The sequence below is a fragment of the Streptococcus sp. KHUD_011 genome, assembly GCF_046352925.1.
In the GTDB taxonomy this organism is placed as follows: Bacteria; Bacillota; Bacilli; order Lactobacillales; family Streptococcaceae; genus Streptococcus.
The window spans coordinates 40988-60305 of the sequence record NZ_CP157578.1 but is presented as its reverse complement, the minus strand read 5'-3'; the positions used below and the strand labels follow the sequence as shown (position 1 = coordinate 60305).

The 19318-nt window shown below is 42.5% G+C and carries 18 protein-coding genes, 1 pseudogene and 1 riboswitch; of the genes and pseudogenes, 4 read left to right on the top strand and 15 right to left on the bottom strand.

What is annotated here, in order from left to right; translation table 11 throughout:
• Positions 1-56: 56 nt before the first annotated feature.
• From glpO to ABKJ27_RS00320, 3 genes are all read right to left on the bottom strand, one after another.
• Positions 57-1883 carry a type 1 glycerol-3-phosphate oxidase gene (gene glpO, locus ABKJ27_RS00330; protein ID WP_410011789.1) on the bottom strand — a complete coding sequence of 609 codons (1827 nt, stop codon included), beginning with the start codon at positions 1881-1883 and terminating at the stop codon, positions 57-59.
• Between the two features lie 41 nt (positions 1884-1924).
• Entirely contained in the window at positions 1925-3433 is a 1509-nt protein-coding gene (gene glpK / locus ABKJ27_RS00325) for a glycerol kinase GlpK (RefSeq protein WP_265465461.1), read from the bottom strand.
• Between the two features lie 158 nt (positions 3434-3591).
• Positions 3592-5019, bottom strand: a complete 1428-nt coding sequence (locus tag ABKJ27_RS00320; RefSeq protein ID WP_410011788.1) for a helix-turn-helix domain-containing protein — start codon at positions 5017-5019, stop codon at positions 3592-3594.
• 164 nt (positions 5020-5183) lie between these two features.
• Between ABKJ27_RS00320 and hslO the strand changes: the two genes are divergently transcribed.
• Genes hslO through ABKJ27_RS00305 form a run of 3 tightly spaced genes read left to right on the top strand, consistent with a single transcriptional unit; the run spans position 5184 to position 7570 of the window.
• A complete protein-coding gene (gene hslO, locus ABKJ27_RS00315) occupies positions 5184-6056 on the top strand; it encodes an Hsp33 family molecular chaperone HslO (protein WP_000357854.1) in 873 nt (290 codons plus the stop codon).
• Positions 6043-7023 (top strand): tRNA dihydrouridine synthase DusB, encoded by a 981-nt coding sequence (gene dusB / locus ABKJ27_RS00310; protein WP_020902632.1) that lies wholly within the window; start codon positions 6043-6045, stop codon positions 7021-7023. Before hslO ends, dusB begins: the two co-directional genes overlap by 14 nt.
• Position 7024: 1 nt before the next feature.
• Complete coding sequence (locus ABKJ27_RS00305; RefSeq protein ID WP_394865309.1) at positions 7025-7570, top strand: cysteine hydrolase family protein; 546 nt, start codon at positions 7025-7027, stop codon at positions 7568-7570.
• 69 nt (positions 7571-7639) lie between these two features.
• Here ABKJ27_RS00305 and ABKJ27_RS00300 read toward each other — a convergent pair whose 3' ends face one another.
• The gene (locus ABKJ27_RS00300) at positions 7640-8338 is read right to left on the bottom strand and encodes a hypothetical protein (protein ID WP_247939257.1); all 699 of its coding nucleotides are present in this window, start codon (positions 8336-8338) and stop codon (positions 7640-7642) included.
• A 278-nt stretch (positions 8339-8616) separates the two neighbouring features.
• On the opposite strand from ABKJ27_RS00300, the gene ABKJ27_RS00295 reads away from it, so the two are divergent.
• The gene (locus ABKJ27_RS00295; RefSeq protein ID WP_033687589.1) at positions 8617-8847 is read left to right on the top strand and encodes a hypothetical protein; all 231 of its coding nucleotides are present in this window, start codon (positions 8617-8619) and stop codon (positions 8845-8847) included.
• A 73-nt stretch (positions 8848-8920) separates the two neighbouring features.
• Here the strand turns inward: ABKJ27_RS00295 and ABKJ27_RS00290 are convergent, their stop codons facing one another.
• The 11 genes and pseudogenes from ABKJ27_RS00290 to ABKJ27_RS00240 form a co-directional block, all read right to left on the bottom strand.
• Positions 8921-9694, bottom strand: a complete 774-nt coding sequence (locus ABKJ27_RS00290; protein ID WP_033687591.1) for an NUDIX domain-containing protein — start codon at positions 9692-9694, stop codon at positions 8921-8923.
• Position 9695: 1 nt separating this feature from the next.
• Complete coding sequence (gene pnuC / locus ABKJ27_RS00285) at positions 9696-10475, bottom strand: nicotinamide riboside transporter PnuC (protein ID WP_033687592.1); 780 nt, start codon at positions 10473-10475, stop codon at positions 9696-9698.
• Between the two features lie 9 nt (positions 10476-10484).
• Positions 10485-11539: pseudogene (locus tag ABKJ27_RS00280) on the bottom strand (AAA family ATPase).
• A gap of 146 nt (positions 11540-11685) precedes the next feature.
• Positions 11686-14118, bottom strand: a complete 2433-nt coding sequence (locus ABKJ27_RS00275) for an ATP-dependent Clp protease ATP-binding subunit (protein WP_293959280.1) — start codon at positions 14116-14118, stop codon at positions 11686-11688.
• A gap of 1 nt (position 14119) precedes the next feature.
• Entirely contained in the window at positions 14120-14578 is a 459-nt protein-coding gene (locus ABKJ27_RS00270) for a CtsR family transcriptional regulator (protein WP_033687596.1), read from the bottom strand.
• Positions 14579-14696: 118 nt separating this feature from the next.
• On the bottom strand, positions 14697-15425 hold the full coding sequence (locus tag ABKJ27_RS00265) for an ABC transporter ATP-binding protein (protein ID WP_410011787.1): 729 nt from the start codon (positions 15423-15425) through the stop codon (positions 14697-14699).
• Positions 15425-16432 carry an ABC transporter substrate-binding protein gene (locus ABKJ27_RS00260; protein ID WP_049501969.1) on the bottom strand — a complete coding sequence of 336 codons (1008 nt, stop codon included), beginning with the start codon at positions 16430-16432 and terminating at the stop codon, positions 15425-15427. Before ABKJ27_RS00260 ends, ABKJ27_RS00265 begins: the two co-directional genes overlap by 1 nt.
• Positions 16433-16471: 39 nt before the next feature.
• Positions 16472-17230, bottom strand: a complete 759-nt coding sequence (locus ABKJ27_RS00255; protein ID WP_410011786.1) for an ABC transporter permease — start codon at positions 17228-17230, stop codon at positions 16472-16474.
• Positions 17193-17483, bottom strand: a complete 291-nt coding sequence (locus ABKJ27_RS00250; RefSeq protein WP_410011785.1) for a thiamine-binding protein — start codon at positions 17481-17483, stop codon at positions 17193-17195. Before ABKJ27_RS00250 ends, ABKJ27_RS00255 begins: the two co-directional genes overlap by 38 nt.
• A 69-nt stretch (positions 17484-17552) precedes the next feature.
• Positions 17553-17655, bottom strand: a riboswitch (TPP riboswitch).
• An 82-nt stretch (positions 17656-17737) separates the two neighbouring features.
• Entirely contained in the window at positions 17738-18856 is a 1119-nt protein-coding gene (gene cbpD, locus ABKJ27_RS00245; RefSeq protein ID WP_410011784.1) for a choline binding-anchored murein hydrolase CbpD, read from the bottom strand.
• 194 nt (positions 18857-19050) lie between these two features.
• Positions 19051-19317, bottom strand: coding sequence for a Veg family protein (locus tag ABKJ27_RS00240; protein ID WP_001278169.1), 267 nt, complete (start codon positions 19315-19317; stop codon positions 19051-19053).
• Between the last annotated feature and the right edge of the window lies 1 nt (position 19318).

The following is a 19318-nucleotide window of genomic DNA, read 5'->3' as shown; positions in this document are numbered from 1 at the left end:
TTTAAAGAAGGAGAGAGAAGGCAAGGAAGGCTTGTCTCCCTCTCTTCTAGTTTTTCTTAATTTTTCAATGCCGCTAGATCGTTGTTAGCAAGGGCTGCTTCAACATCCGCACGGTAGGCTGCTTTTTCTTCTTCTGACCAATCATAGAATCGTCCCATTTCATCCAGAACTGGCTCCACAATGCTATCCAAACTATCACGCATAAAGAGCATGTGGTTGGTACGGCGAAGGAGGAAGTCAACTGGGCTAAGAGCCAACTCATTGCGCATTGCATAGTGAAGTGATAAAGTATCTGCCAAGCTGAGTCCTGGTGCTTGTTCCAAGCTGTGAGCAAGGGCAAAGACCTTCGGTGCATTTGAACCATAGAGATTTGCGAGATAGTGAGCTTCCTTGCTATCCAATCCACGTGACACTCCAAGTTGCGCAAAGGCTTCGATTTCTGAATCAACATTTGCTGGGTTCAATTCCCCACCTGAAACAGGGTAAGTCTTAGAGTTGATAAGTTTAAAGCTACGGTCAAATTCTGCTTTGAGGATGTCAACCACGCGCTCCATAGCTCCTTCAGCCATCTTACGGTAGTCTGTGATTTTACCACCAGCAAGAGTCAAGAGACCATTGTCATCACGGTCCAAGCTAGATCCACGAGAAACTGCAGATGGGTCCAAATGTTTCTCAGATGTGCTGCTCTCAAGTTTGCTGACAGCAGACTCAACATCTTCACGCGTTTTTTCTTTAGAAAGATAAGATTCAACAGTCGCAATCAAGTTGTTAAAGCTTTCGTCGCTAATGGTTCCGTTATTTCCTCCATTGTAGTCAGAAGCGCTATTGCCTGCAATCAATGGACGAAGACCTGCCCAGCTGCTTTCGATATCATCAATGGTGATGTTGGCTTCTGGGAAGCGGTTATTGACAATGCCAAGTAAATAATCTACATCTTCCTGCGTCACTTTCGGATGTTCCAAATCACCTGTGTAGTCTGTATCAGTTGTACCAAAGTAAGTCTTGTTTTCACGTGGGAGAACAAAGACCATACGGCCATCACCCAAACCTGTGTCAAAGTAAACTGGCTGTGAAACCTTGATCTTGCTTGAATCCACTACTAGGTGAACTCCCTTAGTTGGACGCATTTGTGAGAATTGGGTTCCCTTATTAGACAAATTGCGTACCTTATCGCTCCAAGGACCTGTTGTGTTAATGACCAGACGGGCCTTGATTTCAAAGACTTGGTCTGTCAAGAGATCACGAGCTACGACACCTGTAATCTTGCCACTTTCGTCAAAGAGGAAGCCTTCTGCCTTAACGTGGTTGGCAATGAGGGCACCGTCTTGATTGGCACGTTTGATGTTTTCAATCACGAGACGCGCATCGTTATTACGGAAGTCAAGGTAAACCCCACCTCCTACCAAGCCTTCTTTCTTCAAGTTTGGCTGGCGTTCTAAAACTTCTTCCTTGCTCAAAACCTTGTTAGCAGCTGGTGTGTTATTAACCCCTGCCAAAAGGTCGTACAAGTCCATAGCTACTTTGAGACGGAAGAGGCTAAAGGTTGCTCCATCTTCTTCATAAACTGGTAAAAGCATTGGATCTGGTTTTGGAATGTGAGGTGCAATTTGTTGAACCACTGCACGTTCTGAAACCGTATCTGACACCACTTCTACGTCGAATTGTTTGAGGTAACGCAGACCTCCGTGAACTAATTTTGTTGAACGGCTAGATGTTCCTTCTGCGAAGTCCTGCATTTCAATCAATCCAGTCTCAAGACCGCTAGCTGCCGCCTGCAAAGCTACACCAGCCCCTGTAATCCCGCCACCAATAATCAAGAGATCCAAGGTGCGTTCCTGCATTTTTTTAATTGATAATTCACGTGTTTTCTTTGAAAATTCCATATTTACACACTTTCTATCTGAGTCACTTTATTCTTCCAATATTAGTTATCTACTTCCGCAAAGACTTGGGTTGCTTTCACAGCCTTCTTCCAACCCTTGTAGAGTTGTTCCTTGCGAGATTCGTTCATAGATGGCTCAAAGAGTTCTCCTGTCTCGTTCAAGAGTTTCAACTCATCCAAGTCTTTCCAGTACCCTACTGACAAACCAGCTAGGAAGGCTGCTCCTAGAGCTGTTGTTTCCAAGTTTTTGGCGCGTGCAATATCGATTCCCAAGATGTCAGCTTGGAACTGCATGAGGAAATTATTCATAGCTGCACCACCGTCTACTTTCAAGACCTGTATAGCTGTCTGAGCATCCACTTGCATCGTATCGATAATATCACGCACTTGATAAGCAATTGATTGAAGAGTTGCCTTGATAAAGTCTTCCTTACTTGTTCCACGAGTCAATCCAAAGACAGAACCGCGAGCGTTTTGGTTCCAGTATGGAGCACCTAAACCTGTAAATGCTGGAACGACATAAACTTCATCATTGTTGTGAGAATCACGAGCGTATTTTTCAGATTCTGGTGAATTTTCAACCATGCGAAGACCGTCACGAAGCCACTGAATGGCACTTCCTGCGATGAAGATAGAACCTTCCAAGGCATAGTAAACCTTGCCGTTAATTCCGTAACCAATGGTTGTCAAAAGATTGTTTTCAGACAACTGCATCTCTTCCCCAGTATTCATGATGATGAAAGAACCTGTTCCATAAGTATTTTTAACCATACCAGGTTCAAAGGCCAACTGTCCAAAGAGGGCTGCCTGTTGGTCACCAGCCATACCTGATATCGGCACTTCTCCACCGTAGAAATGGAATGGCGCTGTCTTACCGTAGATTTCAGAGTTAGAACGAACTTCTGGAAGCATAGCCTTTGGAATGTTGAGAATTTCCAAAATCTCATCATCCCATTTAAGTTCTTTAATGTTATAAAGCATGGTACGGGCTGCATTTGAGTAGTCGGTCACGTGAGCCGCACCGTCAGTCAATTTCCAAACCAACCAAGTATCAATGGTACCAAAGAGCAATTCACCCTTTTCAGCTCTCTCTTGAGCGCCCTCTACATGGTCTAAAATCCAACGAACCTTGGTCGCAGAGAAGTAAGCATCGATGATCAAACCAGTCTTTTCATGGAATTTTTCCACATAACCTTGGCTTTTCAGTTGTTCAGCCAAAGGTGCTGTCTGGCGTGACTGCCAAACAATAGCATTGTAGATAGGAAGCCCTGTTTTCTTATCCCAAACGACCGTTGTTTCACGTTGGTTGGTAATCCCGATTGCCTCAATCTGACTTGGTTTCACACCACTTTCGATGAAAGCACCCGCAATAACTGACTGAACAGAGTTCCAAATTTCATTAGCATTATGCTCAACCCAACCTGCCTGAGGGAAAATCTGAGTGAACTCTTTTTGACTCGAGCTAACTTTTTCTCCTTTTTTGTTGAAAATAATGGCACGAGAACTTGTAGTTCCCTGGTCAATGGCCATAATGTATTTTTCTTGTGACATGTGCTGTCCTCCTGATAAAGATCTTGAGGATGTTTCCTCTTTACACTAACTAGTATACAAAATAAAGCGCTTTCCTGTCTATCAATTTTTTTAAAATTTTAAAAAAAAGTGAGGAGATTGTGCGAATTTCACAAAAAAGACCTGAAAAATCAGGTCTTTTAGGCAAATAGCATCTGACGGATCGTAGCTAAATCTTCGATGTCCAAATCATTTTTCAAATAGTAGATAGGTGTTTGTTCTTTCTTATGGATAGGGTTATTTGTAACCAGCAAGTCATAATGACGAGTACGGTCATAGGCTTCGATGGTAATGAAGCGATTGTACTCCAAATATCGTTTTAAAAGGGCTGACATTCTCGAAAAAACAAGGAAGCCTGCTGTTAGATCTAGCCCTATTCTCAGATGCTTGCCTATATTTTCTGCCATATACTCCATCAACTGAAGCCATTCCCAAAGGATTTTTTTATCCAGATCCGTCCCCTGCTGAAAGGCAGGTAGAGCATGAAAAATCTCCTCTGCCGTCCCCCTAAAATCATGTTCCATCAGTAAATATGGATGACGATTCTCTAACTTGTACTTGTAGCGATCCTGTAAAATATAGCCCTTATAAAGATAGACTTGAGCACAAAGCTGACTGAGTTCATAGGTAACATGGTCCTCTGTATAATCACCCAGTAACTCCTCCTTCTTCATTTCTTGAATCAATTGCGTCAGTAAAGCTGCCAACTGCCCTCCAAATCCAAGAATATACTCCATAGTATGAAGAGGAAGAATACGATGAGATAGGAGAAATGAGAAGAAAATCATCATCTCACCATCCTCAATTCCGAGAGGAAGGTGTTGCCCAGCAAAAAAGGACGGAGCCTTTCTCAGCAAACGAAGATAGGAAATATTGTCAAAATACCCTCGCATTTTCTCTTCTATGACTTGAAACTGACAGGCATTGACCCGTAGACGTTGTTGACTGATGTGGGACCAGAGAATCAAGTCCAACTTCTGCCCCGAAGACAAACTCGCACCGCAAATTTCTTCTAGTGTAGCAATCTCCTGCTTTCTCTCTGGTTTCTGCATGTGACCTTCCCACTCCTGACTAGACCAGACCTTGCGGAAAAGACAGAAATAGAAATAGCGAATCTGATGCTCTGGACCTCGCCAACGTCCATTTTGAATAGATAAATCAAATTCTGACAAAATCTGATTTAAACTTGCCAAATGGCGACCAAGCGTAGCCTCGCTAATCATCAATTCGTGAGCCAGCTGGTGGGCTAAAAACTGTTGGTGGTAGAGAAGATAAACCAAAATCTGGTATTTAACAGCATTCTCCAAAAACAAGCTCCGGATATCTCTCCCCTTGGTAGCTGCACCGATTGACAGACGCAAATTTTCATCTTCTAAGGAGATGTTCAGATCTAAACCACTGTCCAAAGCCTTATCATTGAGCAGAGTGACATATTTAGTTAGGGTTGCTTTTGAAAATCCTGTTTCCTCCATTACAGACTTGACGGTCGTCTGAGACTCTTGTAATAGAAAGGAAAGGATTGAAAATTGGCCCGATTCAGCCTTTTCCATCAAGTCTCCTAAATACATTTGTTACCCCTTTCATTTTCTACCTTAAGCATAGCATAAATCTTACAAATGCTGAAATAATCTGTTTCTCTTTTTATTTTCATGCTGATTTCCTGGTCATTATTCCATAGAAACAGCAAACACACGGCTCCCCCTTTGGGCATTTTTATGCTAAAATAGTAGCTATGGATAAAATTATTAAAACAATATCAGAAAGCGGAGCCTTTCGTGCTTTTGTCCTTGATAGCACAGAAACCGTCCGCACTGCTCAAGAAAAACATCAAACCCAAGCTAGCTCAACTGTAGCGCTTGGTCGAACTCTTATCGCTAGCCAGATTCTCGCAGCCAATGAAAAAGGAAATACCAAACTAACAGTGAAGGTACTGGGATCTAGCTCTCTAGGAGCCATTATCACCGTTGCTGATACCAAGGGGAACGTCAAAGGCTACGTTCAAAATCCTGGTGTTGACATCAAAAAGACTGCAACTGGTGAAGTCCTAGTTGGACCTTTTGTTGGAAATGGTCAATTCCTCGTTATCACAGACTACGGTACTGGAAATCCTTACAACTCTATGACTCCCCTCATCTCTGGGGAAATCGGTGAAGACCTGGCCTTTTACCTGACCGAAAGCCAACAAACCCCTTCAGCAGTCGGCCTCAATGTCCTTTTGGACGAGGAAGACAAGGTCAAGGTTGCAGGTGGTTTCCTAGTCCAAGTCTTGCCAGGAGCCAAGGAAGAAGAGATTGCTCGCTTTGAAAAACGCATCCAAGAAATGCCAGCTATCTCAACCCTTCTCGAAAGCGAAGACCATATCGAAGCCCTCCTCAAGGCAATCTACGGTGACGAGGCCTACAAGCGTCTTTCTGAAGAAGAAATCCGTTTCCAATGTGACTGTAGCCATGAACGCTTTATGAACGCTCTTGCTAGCCTTCCAAGCTCAGACTTACAGGAAATGAAAGAGGAAGACCACGGAGCAGAAATCACTTGTCAATTCTGCCAAACTACCTATAACTTTGATGAAAACGACCTGGAGGAACTCATTCGTGACAAATCTTAATACACCTTTTATGATTGGCAATGTTGAGATTCCCAATCGTACCGTTTTAGCACCCATGGCTGGCGTGACCAACTCAGCCTTTCGTACTATTGCAAAAGAGCTCGGAGCTGGACTCGTTGTAATGGAAATGGTCTCTGACAAGGGAATCCAATACAACAACGAAAAAACCCTGCACATGCTTCATATTGACGAAGGCGAAAACCCTGTCTCTATCCAACTCTTTGGTAGTGATGAAGACAGCCTAGCACGCGCAGCAGAATTCATCCAAGAAAACACCAAAACCGATATCGTGGATATCAACATGGGCTGCCCAGTTAATAAAATCGTGAAGAACGAAGCTGGCGCTATGTGGCTCAAGGATCCAGACAAGATCTACTCTATCATCAACAAGGTCCAGTCTGTCCTTGATATTCCACTTACTGTCAAGATGCGTACCGGCTGGGCTGACCCATCTCTCGCAGTAGAAAATGCCCTCGCTGCTGAAGCTGCAGGTGTTTCTGCCCTCGCCATGCATGGCCGTACCCGTGAACAAATGTATACAGGTCATGCAGACCTTGAGACCTTGCACAACGTAGCTCAAGCTCTGACCAAGATTCCATTTATCGCCAACGGTGACATCCGTACAGTCCAAGAAGCCAAACAACGCATCGAAGAAGTCGGTGCTGATGCAGTCATGATTGGCCGCGCTGCTATGGGAAATCCTTACCTCTTCAACCAAATCAACCATTACTTTGAAACAGGAGAAATCCTCCCTGATTTGACCTTTGAAGACAAGATGAAAATCGCCTACGAACATTTGAAACGCTTGATTAACCTCAAAGGAGAAAACGTAGCAGTTCGTGAATTCCGTGGCCTCGCTCCTCACTACCTCCGTGGAACATCTGGCGCAGCCAAACTCCGTGGAGCTATTTCACAAGCTAGCACTCTGGCAGAGATTGAGGCTCTCTTGCAGTTGGATAAGGCTTAAAATGGTTCATACTGCTCTACTGATTATCGATATGCAAAAAGCATTTGATAACCCTATCTGGGGAGAACGGAACAACCCTCAAGCTGAACAACAAGCATTGAGGGTACTGGCATACTTTCGTAAGCACGCTCTTCCAATCTTACATGTTCAACACATATCTGACAATCCCCAGTCGCAATTTCATAACAAACAAAATCAGGTGTTTAAAAGTGGATTTGAGCCAGTTACTGCAGAACCTGTCTTTCAAAAAACGGTTAATAGCGCCTTCATTGGAACAAATCTTGAAACATATTTACGAAAAAATCAGATTTGTCATTTAGTCGTTGTTGGTTTGACCCTGCCTCATTGTATATCTACTACGACACGAATGGCAGCAAATCTTGGTTTTGAAGTCACTTTACTAGCAGATGCTACTGCTAGTTTTACCCTATCTAACAAAAACGGTCAGACCATCTCTCCTGAGACTATCCATGAGATTAATCTCCTTTCTCTACAAGATGAGTTTGCTCAAATTCTTACTACAGAAGAATTTTTAACCCAAATATAAAATAATCCGTCAACTCTTATTGAGCTGACGGATTTTCTTTGATTGTAAAAATTCAAATACTGAGAGCTATTATTGACTCAAAGCAACACTGGAAACCTTACCATCCGCTCCTGTTGTAATTTGGATAACTTTCCCTCCACCAATTTTGGCATTATACTTACCATCATCAAGAGTATAAGAATAGCCTTTGATAGAGTAATTTTCTTTCTTTCCATCAGAAGATTCTACTGTAAATTGACCTCCTGATGAAACTGTGATAGTTTCGCCATTTGCTCCCTTCCAATTGCCCGCTGCAGCTGAGAAATCACCATCTACCATGGTTAAAACACCCTTGTAGCGTTTATTTTGCTCTGCTTGTTTGTCTTGAAGTTTGCGGTCAGTTGTAGGATCATAGCTTGATTGGTTAGACTGGGCTTGAGGAGCTTGTTGAGTTGAAGGAGTCTGAGCAGAAGTTTGTTGACTAGCCGCCTGTTGATTAGACACTTCTTGACCCTGTCTTTGCTCTGGTGCAGGTGCCGCTTGTGATGGCGTTGCAGTTGCTGAAGATTGATCAGTAGATGCCTTAGCCTTTTCAGATGAAGCTGAACTTGAGGACTTCTGAGTCTTGCTTTCTTTGCTAGCAGAAGCTGCTTTAGAGCTTGATGATTGGCTTGTCTTAGCAGAACTGCTTGCTTGAGTTGTTTCCTTTTTATTTCCACAAGCTCCCAGTAGCAAGGTAGAAGCTAATACAGTCGCTGCCATCAATTTGATATAGGTTTTCTTTTTCATTTTTCTACTCCTTTGTAATATTTTAGAAATATAAAGAAATATTTTTGTAATATAATTGTAACATTGTGATTTAAATATGTCAACAATTTATCTAAACTATTTTAAAAATCTTAAATACTTTAGATACATTTACTCCTCCTACTCTTCTATTCGTAATAAAACAGAAAAACAGGAGATTTTCCTGTTAAAAATTTAAATTTGTTTTTGTGTAATCGCTTGCATTACGTTAAACGAAGAAATATAATAACATTGAAATAGAATATAGGAGGTGCACTCTTATGCTAAATAAGCATTATAAGTATCTTCCTTGGTTGATTTTGGGAGCAATTGGCTCTTATCAATCAGCCGCTTACTATGCGCGAACTGCATTTGATGTGTTTTATCTGACTACAATCTTTTTGATTGTTTATATCGCTTTGTTATTTTTACATGAGAACTATCTCAAGTATCGATACAAGGACTTCTTTACTCACCTGTTGAGTAATTCTAAGAAAGATAGCCATCCCTAAAAACAGTCGCAACAGCAAAACCATTTCATGATGGTACATAAAGAGGTCGGGAACTTTGTCCCGACCTCGTTTTTTATTTCAGTCGATAGGTTTTTCTTGGTTTCTTTTTAGGTACTCGTTTGAGCCCGACCTCTTCTACGTACTCGCCATATTTTACGAGAAAGTTATTGCTGACGATTGGACGACCGGGGTTGATGAGATTGACCAGTTCAGTCCCTTCGTAGACAGTGAACTCCTCCTCTAGCAGATAGAGGAAGGTTGGGTTCCAGTCTAGACGGCCTTGGATTCGTTTGATGGATTCTTGGATAATGGCATAATGGTCAAAAGCGAAGGCTTGATCCTCCAACTCTACTCCCTTTGAGAAGCACTTGCCTGTCTGAAAATCGACATCTACAAAAACCACATCCTTGGCATCGTCTCCTGCTTGAACAAGTTCTAATGCACGACTAGGCAAATAAACCAAGTGGGCAATGGTCACTGTCCAGCCCCGTGGGTCACGGCCGGGAGTCGATACGGTCATCAATTGCTCGATTTTTTCCAAAGGAAGATCGAGATTGACTTCTTCTCTCACCTCACGCTGACAGGCATGCGCAGCATCTTCGCCCTTGTCCATAAATCCTCCAACCAGAGCCAAACAATTTTGATAAGGGTGAGCCTTGCGACGAATTAATAAGAGCTTGATCTTTCCTTCGACAAAGCAGTAGGCTACCATATCCACCGTCACACTTGGTTTTTCGTATTGAGGGAGTTCCTGCTTGTAGTACCAGTCTAAAAACTCTTCCTGACTTGCATGAACTTCAAAAAATTCTTTTTCCGTCATCCCTGCTGGAATCATCGTGTCCGCCATTTTATGCCTCCTTACGAACTGCCTTGGTCCATTGGTACCAACCTACTAGACTATTGAGTGTGTAAACCCAGTACATCCCTTGGATATGGATATTTTCACCCCACCAGAGGTAGATACTAAAAAGATTGGTTGCAATCCAGAAAATCCATTGCTCACGGTAGAGACGTGTCATCAAGAGCTGACCTACACCATTAGTCGCATCGGTAACACTATCACGGAAAGGGCGAGCACTATGGATACTTTGGTAAGCTAAGCCCATACCAATCCAGATGATAGCAGTCAAGACCAAGTACTTGAGCCAGTCAAAAATAGATAATTTCTTAGCTTCAAAATGAGATTCTTCTGCTTTTCCTTGGTCATTAATACGGTTGGACAGCCAAGCATAGAGGCCAATCGGCTGCATGACAAAGAAGTAAACGGTCGTCAAGACTTCGCCATAAAAAGTCGCATTCATGGCCAAAATCAAATAGATAGCAGAGTTAATGGCCCCAAAGAGATAATTGCTTGCACGCCCTTCTGCTACCAAGATAACACAGACAATCCCAGTCCAAGATGCAAACAAGCTCATCCAGTCATGACTTTCTGTATTTTGCGTGAATTCCAAGATCAAGGGAACACTTGACAGGACGATGAGATACAACCACTGGAAGAGGCTACGGCCGACAAAGAGATCTTTCCAGAGCAGGTTCATGATTCCTGCAAAACCGATCTTGCGGGCTTCTGCATGGACATTTTTAAAGTTTTCGATAAATTGTGTGATTTTTTCAGTTAGTTTTTTCATAATTGTCTCCTAATCTGTTTGGTAAATGGCATCAATAGCCACTTTTGCTGCTTCATAATTTCCTAGATAATCCTCAGCTAGATAAACTAGTGGAATGTTTGCTAAGTAGCGCTCCCTCATCTGGTCCAAATGCTGGGAAAAACTATGGCGAATATGGTCTTCTGCCATAGTCATATCTCTAAATCCGTCATTGACATAGGAGCCGACAGGCTGCACAAAGAGAATCAAGTCCCATTTTTCCTTAGCTAAGATTGAGGCAAAGAGATTATCAAAAGTCTCTCCTGATAAATCCCCTTGGTCCTCAGTCTCCATGTAATAATCATAGTAGCCCTTGGTTACTAAGGAGTTGGTATCGGCTATCACTAGACCTCGATTGGCATTGCTATCGATTAACTTAGAGGTCTGGTCATACTGCCCTAAAAGGAGATAGTAGTAATCCTTTGGAGTCAATTCATCGTCGCGGACATTGTTTTTGATCTGGTACTCACGTGCGTATTCCAAACTAACTGGTGCATCGTAATACCTAGCCAAATCCTTGGCCAGAGTGGTCTTCCCATTGCTAGCACTTCCCATAATCAACACTTTCTTTGTAAACTGACGACGGAAAGGTTGAGCGATATATTTCCAATACTTGCTTGGATTTTCTCGAATCATAGTAGCTGAGATACCAAACTTTCTTTCTTGCAAGACAGTCTCAAAGCCACGATTTGATAATTCTTGCTGGTAGTCTGCCTCTCCCACAAAGAAGATTAGTTCTTGCTGGGTTTCATCATAGAAAATATCCTCTAACATTTGCTCCAACCACTCCTGCCAGCCCATAGGGTAACGAGGAAGATTGGTTTCATCTAACAAACCAAGGTCAACTCGTCATCACCAAAGGCCTCTCGGATATAGCGAAATCTTTTTTGAAGCGTTAAGCCTACCTGCTCCCCTCTATCTCCCTCATAGCCTGAAACGACAACCCAGACCCGGTCACACTGTCGCTTCGCTCGCTGGATCAGATCGATATGACCTTGATGAAGCGGAGCAAAGGTTCCAAATACCACTGCTGTTTTCTTTTTCATAAACCTATTGCCTTTTTATATTTTTTGATATTTTCATTATCTATGTTTTTATTATAAACTATATTTTTGTTTTGTCAATAGTTTTTTATCATTTTTTATAAAAACATTGCGAAAAAAGAATCAAGATTACTCCTGATTCTCCATTTTTATGCAATATCAAATTTTAACTGGCCTGCTTTAACACCAATTTTAAGTGTGCTGCCTGCCTCTAATTCTCCCTTGAGAAGAAGTTCTGCCAACTTGTCTTCCACTTCTGTTTGCAGGGTTCTGCGAAGTGGACGAGCTCCCATCTCTGGGTCATATCCTTGATTTGCCAACAATTTCAGTGCGGAAGCTTGTAATTTCAAGTCAATGCCTTTTTCAGCCAAACTTGCCACTAAAGGTTTGACCATAATCTTCACCACTTCCTGCATATGGTCGCTAGATAGACTATGGAAGACCACCTTTTCATCAATACGGTTAATAAACTCCGGTCTGTAAGCCTTTTTCAGCTCTTCAAACATACGTTTTTCCATATTTTCCTGGTCAAAACGGATATCCTTAGCTCCAAAGCCGACTGTCTTGTCATCCCGAAGGGCTGTCGCACCAAGGTTTGACGTCATGATGATAATGGTATTTGAAAAGTCGACCTTGCGGCCCTTGCTATCGGTCAAGACACCGTCATCCAGAACCTGCAAGAGAACATTAAAGATATCTGGGTGGGCCTTCTCTACCTCGTCAAAGAGGAGAACGGAGTATGGTTTGTTGCGAACCTTCTCAGTTAACTCCCCACCTTCTTCATACCCCACATAGCCTGGAGGAGCTCCGTTGAGACGACTGGCTGCAAATTTCTCCATATACTCACTCATATCAAAGCGGATAAGAGCTGATTCGTCGTCAAAAAGAACTTCTGCCAGAGCCTTGGCTAATTCAGTTTTTCCGACGCCTGTAGGCCCTAAGAACATAAAGGAGCCAATCGGACGCTTGTGACTGCGAATCCCTGACTGATTGCGGCGAATCGCACGGCTAATACTAGAGACAGCCTGATCTTGCCCTATGACACGTTTATGCAATTCAGCTTCCAGATTCAGGTATTTCTTAGCATCAGTCTGAGTCAGTTTTTGAACGGGGATACCTGACAAGCGACTCAAGGTGGTCAAAATATCAGACTCTATCACCAAGTCTTTATAAACAGGCACTTCCTCTTCTTTTTCGATTAGCTGAGCTGCCTGTTTCCACTTACCATCCATCAAGGCCTTGTCAGCTGGACTCAAACCAGAATCGTCTGCTTTTACATGCTTAGCCTTATTTTGCACTGTTGCTGCTGCTTCATCCAAGAGATCAATAGCAGAGTCTGGCAAATGGCGACTGGTCAGGTAACGATGAGCCATCTTGACGGCTGTTTCAACCGCTTCATCTGTGATTTGCACACGGTGATGCTTCTCATAGGTCGCTTTCAAGCCTTGCAAAATGGTCATGCTGTCTGCCACACTTGGCTCTTCAATCGTCACTTTGGCGAAACGACGAGAAAGGGCTGCATCTTTTTCGATATGTTTTTGGTATTCTTCCTGAGTAGTCGCACCAACCGTTCTCAAAGTTCCACGCGCCAAGGCTGGCTTCAAGATATTGGCCGCATCTAGAGTTGAGTCAATCCCACTCCCAGAACCCATGATAGTGTGAAGTTCATCGATAAAGAGGATGACTTGGCCATCTTCTTCAATATCCTTGATGATATTGTTCATGCGTTCTTCAAAGTCACCACGGAAGCGTGTCCCTGCAACGACATTCATCAAATCAAGCTCTAACACGCGCATCTTAGCCATTTCCGCAGGTACATCCCCACTAGCAATACGCTGGGCAAGACCAAGCGCCAGAGCTGTTTTCCCGACACCCGCATCTCCAACCAAGACAGGATTGTTCTTAGTCTTCCGGCTCAATATTTGAATCATACGCGAGATTTCCTTGTCCCGACCGATGACTGGTTCTAACTTGCCAGAACGCGCTTGCTCTGTCAAATCATGCGTATAGTCCTCGAGACCTCCGCTCGGAGTCTGGGGCATGCCCATCATATTGGCCATAGAATTTTGCTTGTCAGCTACTGTACGATGGCGTTGGCGTAGAGCCTTGAGGTCTTCACGAGTCCAGCCTGCACGTTCTTCTAGATTTCGACGTAGGGCAGCAATCTTGACCTGATCTTTCTTGTCTTCATAAGAAAAACCAGCCCTTTCCAAGATACGAGTCGCCAAGGCATTGCCATCATGCAAAATCGCATAAAGGAGGTGCTCTGTCCCTAGCACCTTAGCATGGACCACTGACGCTACATATTCTGCTTCATCAAAGAGAACCTGCAAACGATGAGAAAACGGCAATTCCGTAAAGGTTTCATCCTGGCTATAGTCCATTTCAGTCAGTTCCAAAGCCACCTCTTCTAAACGGTCCATCTCATATGGATAATCATTTAAAGTTGCCCCTGCCACACTATAACTATGATTGGACATGGCAATCAACAAGTGCCAAGACTCTAGGTAACGAGCTCCAAAATGGCCAGCCACCATGTAGGCACTTTCGATACATTCATTCAATGCTTTTGAATAGTTCATCTTACTTCCCTTTTCTATCTACCTCTTGTATGACCTGTCTTAGCATGTTTGCTCGAACAACTGGAGCTTCTTCTCCTAGAACGCGATCCAAAGCTACTGCTACCAGCAAATTCATCTCTTGCTTGGTCATCAATTCCTGCTCAACCAAAAGCTGTAGAATATCCTCATAAATTTCTTGACTGACCCGCTCACCAATTGAGTAAAGCAGCTCCTTGAGCATTTCATGATGACTAGAAAACTCAATCCGTCCTATACGAATGTAGCCTCCGCCACCACGCTTACTTTCAACCAAGTAGCCTCTACTTTCCGTAAAGCGTGTCTTGATCACATAGTTAATCTGACTGGGAACAACCTGAAAAGTATCTGCCAACTGACTCCGTTGCAACTCCACAATTCCAGATTGATCTAAAATCGCCTTGATGTAGGCCTCAATATGATCCGATGTATTTTTAAATCTCATTACAAACCCACCTCTCTCTTTAAACCTTGACTATCTTTGACTATTATACCGAAATTTTCTCATTTTTAAAAGAAAAAGGGCGCTGGTAAAGGATAATCTTCACCAACTCCCTATTTTTCTACTTATCTAAGCCTAATTCTGCCAAGATTTGACGTTTGTAGGCAATCTTTTGGACTTCCTTGTCCTCATCTTCAGACCAATCTAGTTTAATTTCTGAAACAATCTGCCCAGGGCGATTTTTCAAGATATAGATGCGATCGCTGAGACTGAGAGCCTCCTCGATACTATGCGTGATGATCAGGGTCGTTAGCTGCAACTGCTTGTGAATCTCAAGGTACCAAGCGTGGAGCTCCATCTTGGTCATCTCATCCAAGGCGCTAAAGGCCTCGTCCAAGAGAAAGAGCTTGTGCCCGAAAAGGTAGGTCCGGAGTAAGGCTACACGCTGGCGCATCCCACCACTGAGTTCATGAGGGTATTTATCTCTTACAGCTGTCAACTGGAAGGTCGCAAGAATTTCATCCGCGCGAGCAATAGCTTCTGCCTTATCCACCTTTTGAATCAAGAGGGGCAGAATGATATTACCAAGCACCGTCTTGTGCTCCAAGAGCAGATCCTTTTGCAACATATAACTCACGCGTCCCTTGGGATTTTCTTCACCATCAAGGACAATTCTCCCTGACTGAACTTCTAAAATCCCCGCAATTAAGTTGAAAAGCGTAGTCTTGCCAACACCACTTGGGCCTAGGATGGAAACCACTTCACCTGAAGTTACCTGCAGGTTGATATCCTCTAAAATTTTCTCCTGACCATAAGCATAACTGACGTGTTCTAGTCTAATTTCTGTCATTATTTCACAAATTCGTTGGTAAAGCCTTTGTCTGTCAAGTCTTCTTTAAGGATACCATTTTCTTTATCCCATTTGTAGAAGGCATTCCAACGAGCTGCATCAAATTGCCCCCATTTTTCCTTGTCGCTTGCGTATTCTTTTGACAAGTATTTTTGAGATTCGATGACAAAGTCACGTTTTTCCTTTAGTTCAGGTGCATTTTTGATGAGGATATCAGCTGCTTCCTCTGGATGCTCCATAGCATATTGGTAGCCTTTTTTGATGGCTTGGATAACTTTGCGAGCTTCTTCTTTGTTGTCTTTGAGGTAGTCGTTGTTGGCGATGATAACTGGTGAGTAGTAGTCAAATTCTTTAACGTAGTCTTTCAAGTACATAAAGTTAGCATCTACACCTTGAGATTTTGCAAGAATTCCATCCCATCCATAGTAGATCCAAGCAGTGTCAAAGACACCATTAGCGATTGGTGTGATAGAGTTTGAGTCATTATTTGGTACTTTTTCTACCTTCTCAAAGTCTCCACCTTGTGATTCTACCAAGGTTTTCAACATAGCAAGTTCCGTTGGGTCATTCCATGTCCCGTATTTCTTACCAACCAAGTCTTTTGGACTAGCTACATTGTCAGATTTACGAGAGATGATTCCTGATGTATTGTGCTCTACGATAGCTGCGACGGCAGTAATTCCTGCTCCTTTTTCCAATTTTTTAGCCATGTAGTCTTGGAAATACACTGCAAATGGTGCCTTTCCGTTGATAACCAAGTCAGAAGAACTTTCTTCTGGTGGCAATTTCAAATCAACATCCACTCCAGCTTCCTTGAAGTAGCCTTTTTCCTTAGCCACATAAAGCCCTGTGTGGTTGGTATTTGGTGTCCAGTCTAGGATAAAGTCGATTTTCTTGAGTTCTGCCTCTTTGTTGTCCTTAGAAGCAGTTCCTTGACCACAGGCCACAAGCACAACAGCTACAAGAGCTGTCACAAGCGTTAAAAACACTTTCCATGTTTTCTTCATTTCAATTTCCTCTTTTCTTTTCCAGAAACATCCTTTTTCTTATGAACGTTTCCATTTAATAACATATTTTTCACTAATATCGACTAATTTCATACCGAGAAGACTGATAATCGATACCAGAATAATAATAGCAAACATGGTATCATACTGAAACAGTTTCTTGGACTGAATCATATAAACACCAAGACCCTCAAAGCCTCCCAACCACTCAGATACCACTGTTGTGATAAATGCGTAGGAGACACTGACCCTCAGACCTGCATAAAAATAAGGCAGACTGACTGGAATTTTAAAATGCCAAAGAATTTGCCAAGGTTTGGCCCGCATCAGACTAAACAAGGTCAACATATCCTTGTCACAATGCCTAAAACCGTCCAAAATGCTGACGATGATAGGAAAGGTTGTCGTCAGGATAATTAAGACAATCTTGGGCAAAATCCCATAACCTAGCCACAAGACCAGAATAGGGGCTATGGCAATAGTCGGAATGGTCTGAACAACCACCATCATAGGGTAAATCAGGTCATTAAGCCAAGTCAAACTGTCCATAAGCACAGCCATGAGACAGGCAATCAATACTCCCAGAACCAGCCCCAGTAAAGCCACTCTCAAGGTGGCCCAGCTATGGTGCCAGAGAAATTCTCTATCCCGAACAAAGGCCTGGAGAATTTCAAGAGGGGTCGGCAGGATAAACTTGGGGAGAAGTTTAAGAAAACCTGCTAACTGCCAGATTGACAAGACTCCGAGAAAGCCCATTAGACTAATATGTCGTCTCAGTATACTTTTCAAGTTTCTCATCAATACTTAAAATCTCTCCTACATTTATTTTGACATTGGCAAAAACATTATCTGCCTCCTGACCTGCCACTTTCAGCGCTTCTTTTAGAATGCGCATGAGCTCATCAAACTCCCCTTCCAAGACTGTTTCAAATGGTGTCACTACCATGGTCACTTCTTGAGTTTGCAGATAAGCAATGACCTGATCGATAACAGCAATCCGATCAATCCCCTGTGATAAGGGTAAAACTTGCAAGGCAATGCTTGCTTTCATAACAACCTCCTCTTCTCGTTTTCCTTTTTACAAAAAGAAAAACCTTTACCATATATGGAAAAGGTCAAGAATAGACTAAGTATCGTTCCCTACGCTGGCATTACCCAGATCAGGTGCGGTCGAAGTTTAACACTTCCTCTCAGACTGTACACAGACTCCCATATATTATATGGACATATGATAGCGCAAAACAAAAAAAATGTCAAGGAAACTGCTTACAGAAAAGAGTAGGAAAAATTTCCTACTCCCATTTTCTATACTCGTTCTCCATCACTGTTTACTCTGTATCCATCCACCGTCGTATTCACAGCTAAGGCGCCTGAAGAGTAAGAATAATACCACTTACCTGAGACTTGATACCAACCTGTTTTCATTGCTCCTGAACTATCTAGATAATACCACGAGCCATTCTCCTTTAACCATCCTGTCTGCATTTCACCAGATGATTTCAAATAATACCAGCTAGAACCATCTTTCAGCCATCCCGTTGATTTAGAACCATTTGATTTAAAATGATACCAACTACCATTTATTTTCTTCCAACCGACAGTTGAACTGTTATTTAATCCATAGTTAGAGCTATTTCCTGATTGATTCTGATAATTTTGTGAAGAGGTTACTCCCTCTAGCTGGATATAGCGACGACTTCCGTTATAAGCCGTATAACTCAACCACTTGTACCCATCTTTTTCGAGAATTTGATCATAATGAACATTTTCCCCAGGATAATAGTAATCAATCGTAGTTGCGCTAGCTAGAGGCTGATTTTTGATAGCAGCCTTAGTCTTAAAATAATGTGTTCCTCCTGTTGAAACTGAGGATTGACTATTCCCAACACTGCCACCAGCTAAATCTTTAAAATGAATAAAACCAGTCATAGTATTCGCCTTCACGACACGCTTGTTGTATGATTCTCTTATTCCATAGTTGTATTCTTCAATCTCAATCTCATCTCCTATTACATTTGACACCCAGGCAACATGACCATAAGTTCCTGCAGTCGACCAAGCAATGGAGCCAATCGCTGGTCTATTATCGACACGATAGCCTTCACGACGAGCCCGATAGCCCCATTCATTCGCATTCCCATAAGCAGCCGGAATCTCAAAACCATTCACATTACTCAAACGAAAGGCTGCAAAAGAAGTACATTGACGAGAATACATGCGCCACTTATCAATCTCCTGGCTCCCATTTTTATAATGAGCAGGATAATCATCCCCACGCGCAATCGATCCATTCCCTCCAGAATAGGCATAGACACTATCACCCGCTGCTAGCATCAATCCTACTACTAAAAAAGGAACAACCTTTTTAACTGATTTTCTAAAAGAAAACCCTGTCTCTGTTACTGTAAATGGTGAAATTTTCATTCTTCCTCCTTGAAAATAATATAGTACTCAATGAAAATTAAAGATCAAACTAGGAAGCTAGGCGCAGGCTATACTTGAGTATGGCAAGGCGAAGCTGACGTGGTTTGAATTTGATTTTCGAAGAGTATAAATCGAAGATTACCTTCACTTAAACTATTCGGAGAAAAAAAGAAAAAGTGAGAAAATTTCTCACTTTAGTCAAGATAATGAATCAAATTCTTTTCTGTAAGGATATCTGAGTAAGTAAAGGATTCAACGTAAACATTAGCTTGTTTATCTCCTTCAACGTTCCCAAATTCAACGATAAATAGGGATGGATAAACCTCAATTAGCTTACCCAATCTATTTTTTTGGCGCTTACGACCATTCTCCAAAGTCATTTCTACGACTTGTCCCTCATGTGCCTTGATTTCTTCTTTTATTTTTTTCATCTTGGCTACATCTGTAAATGCATCTGACATC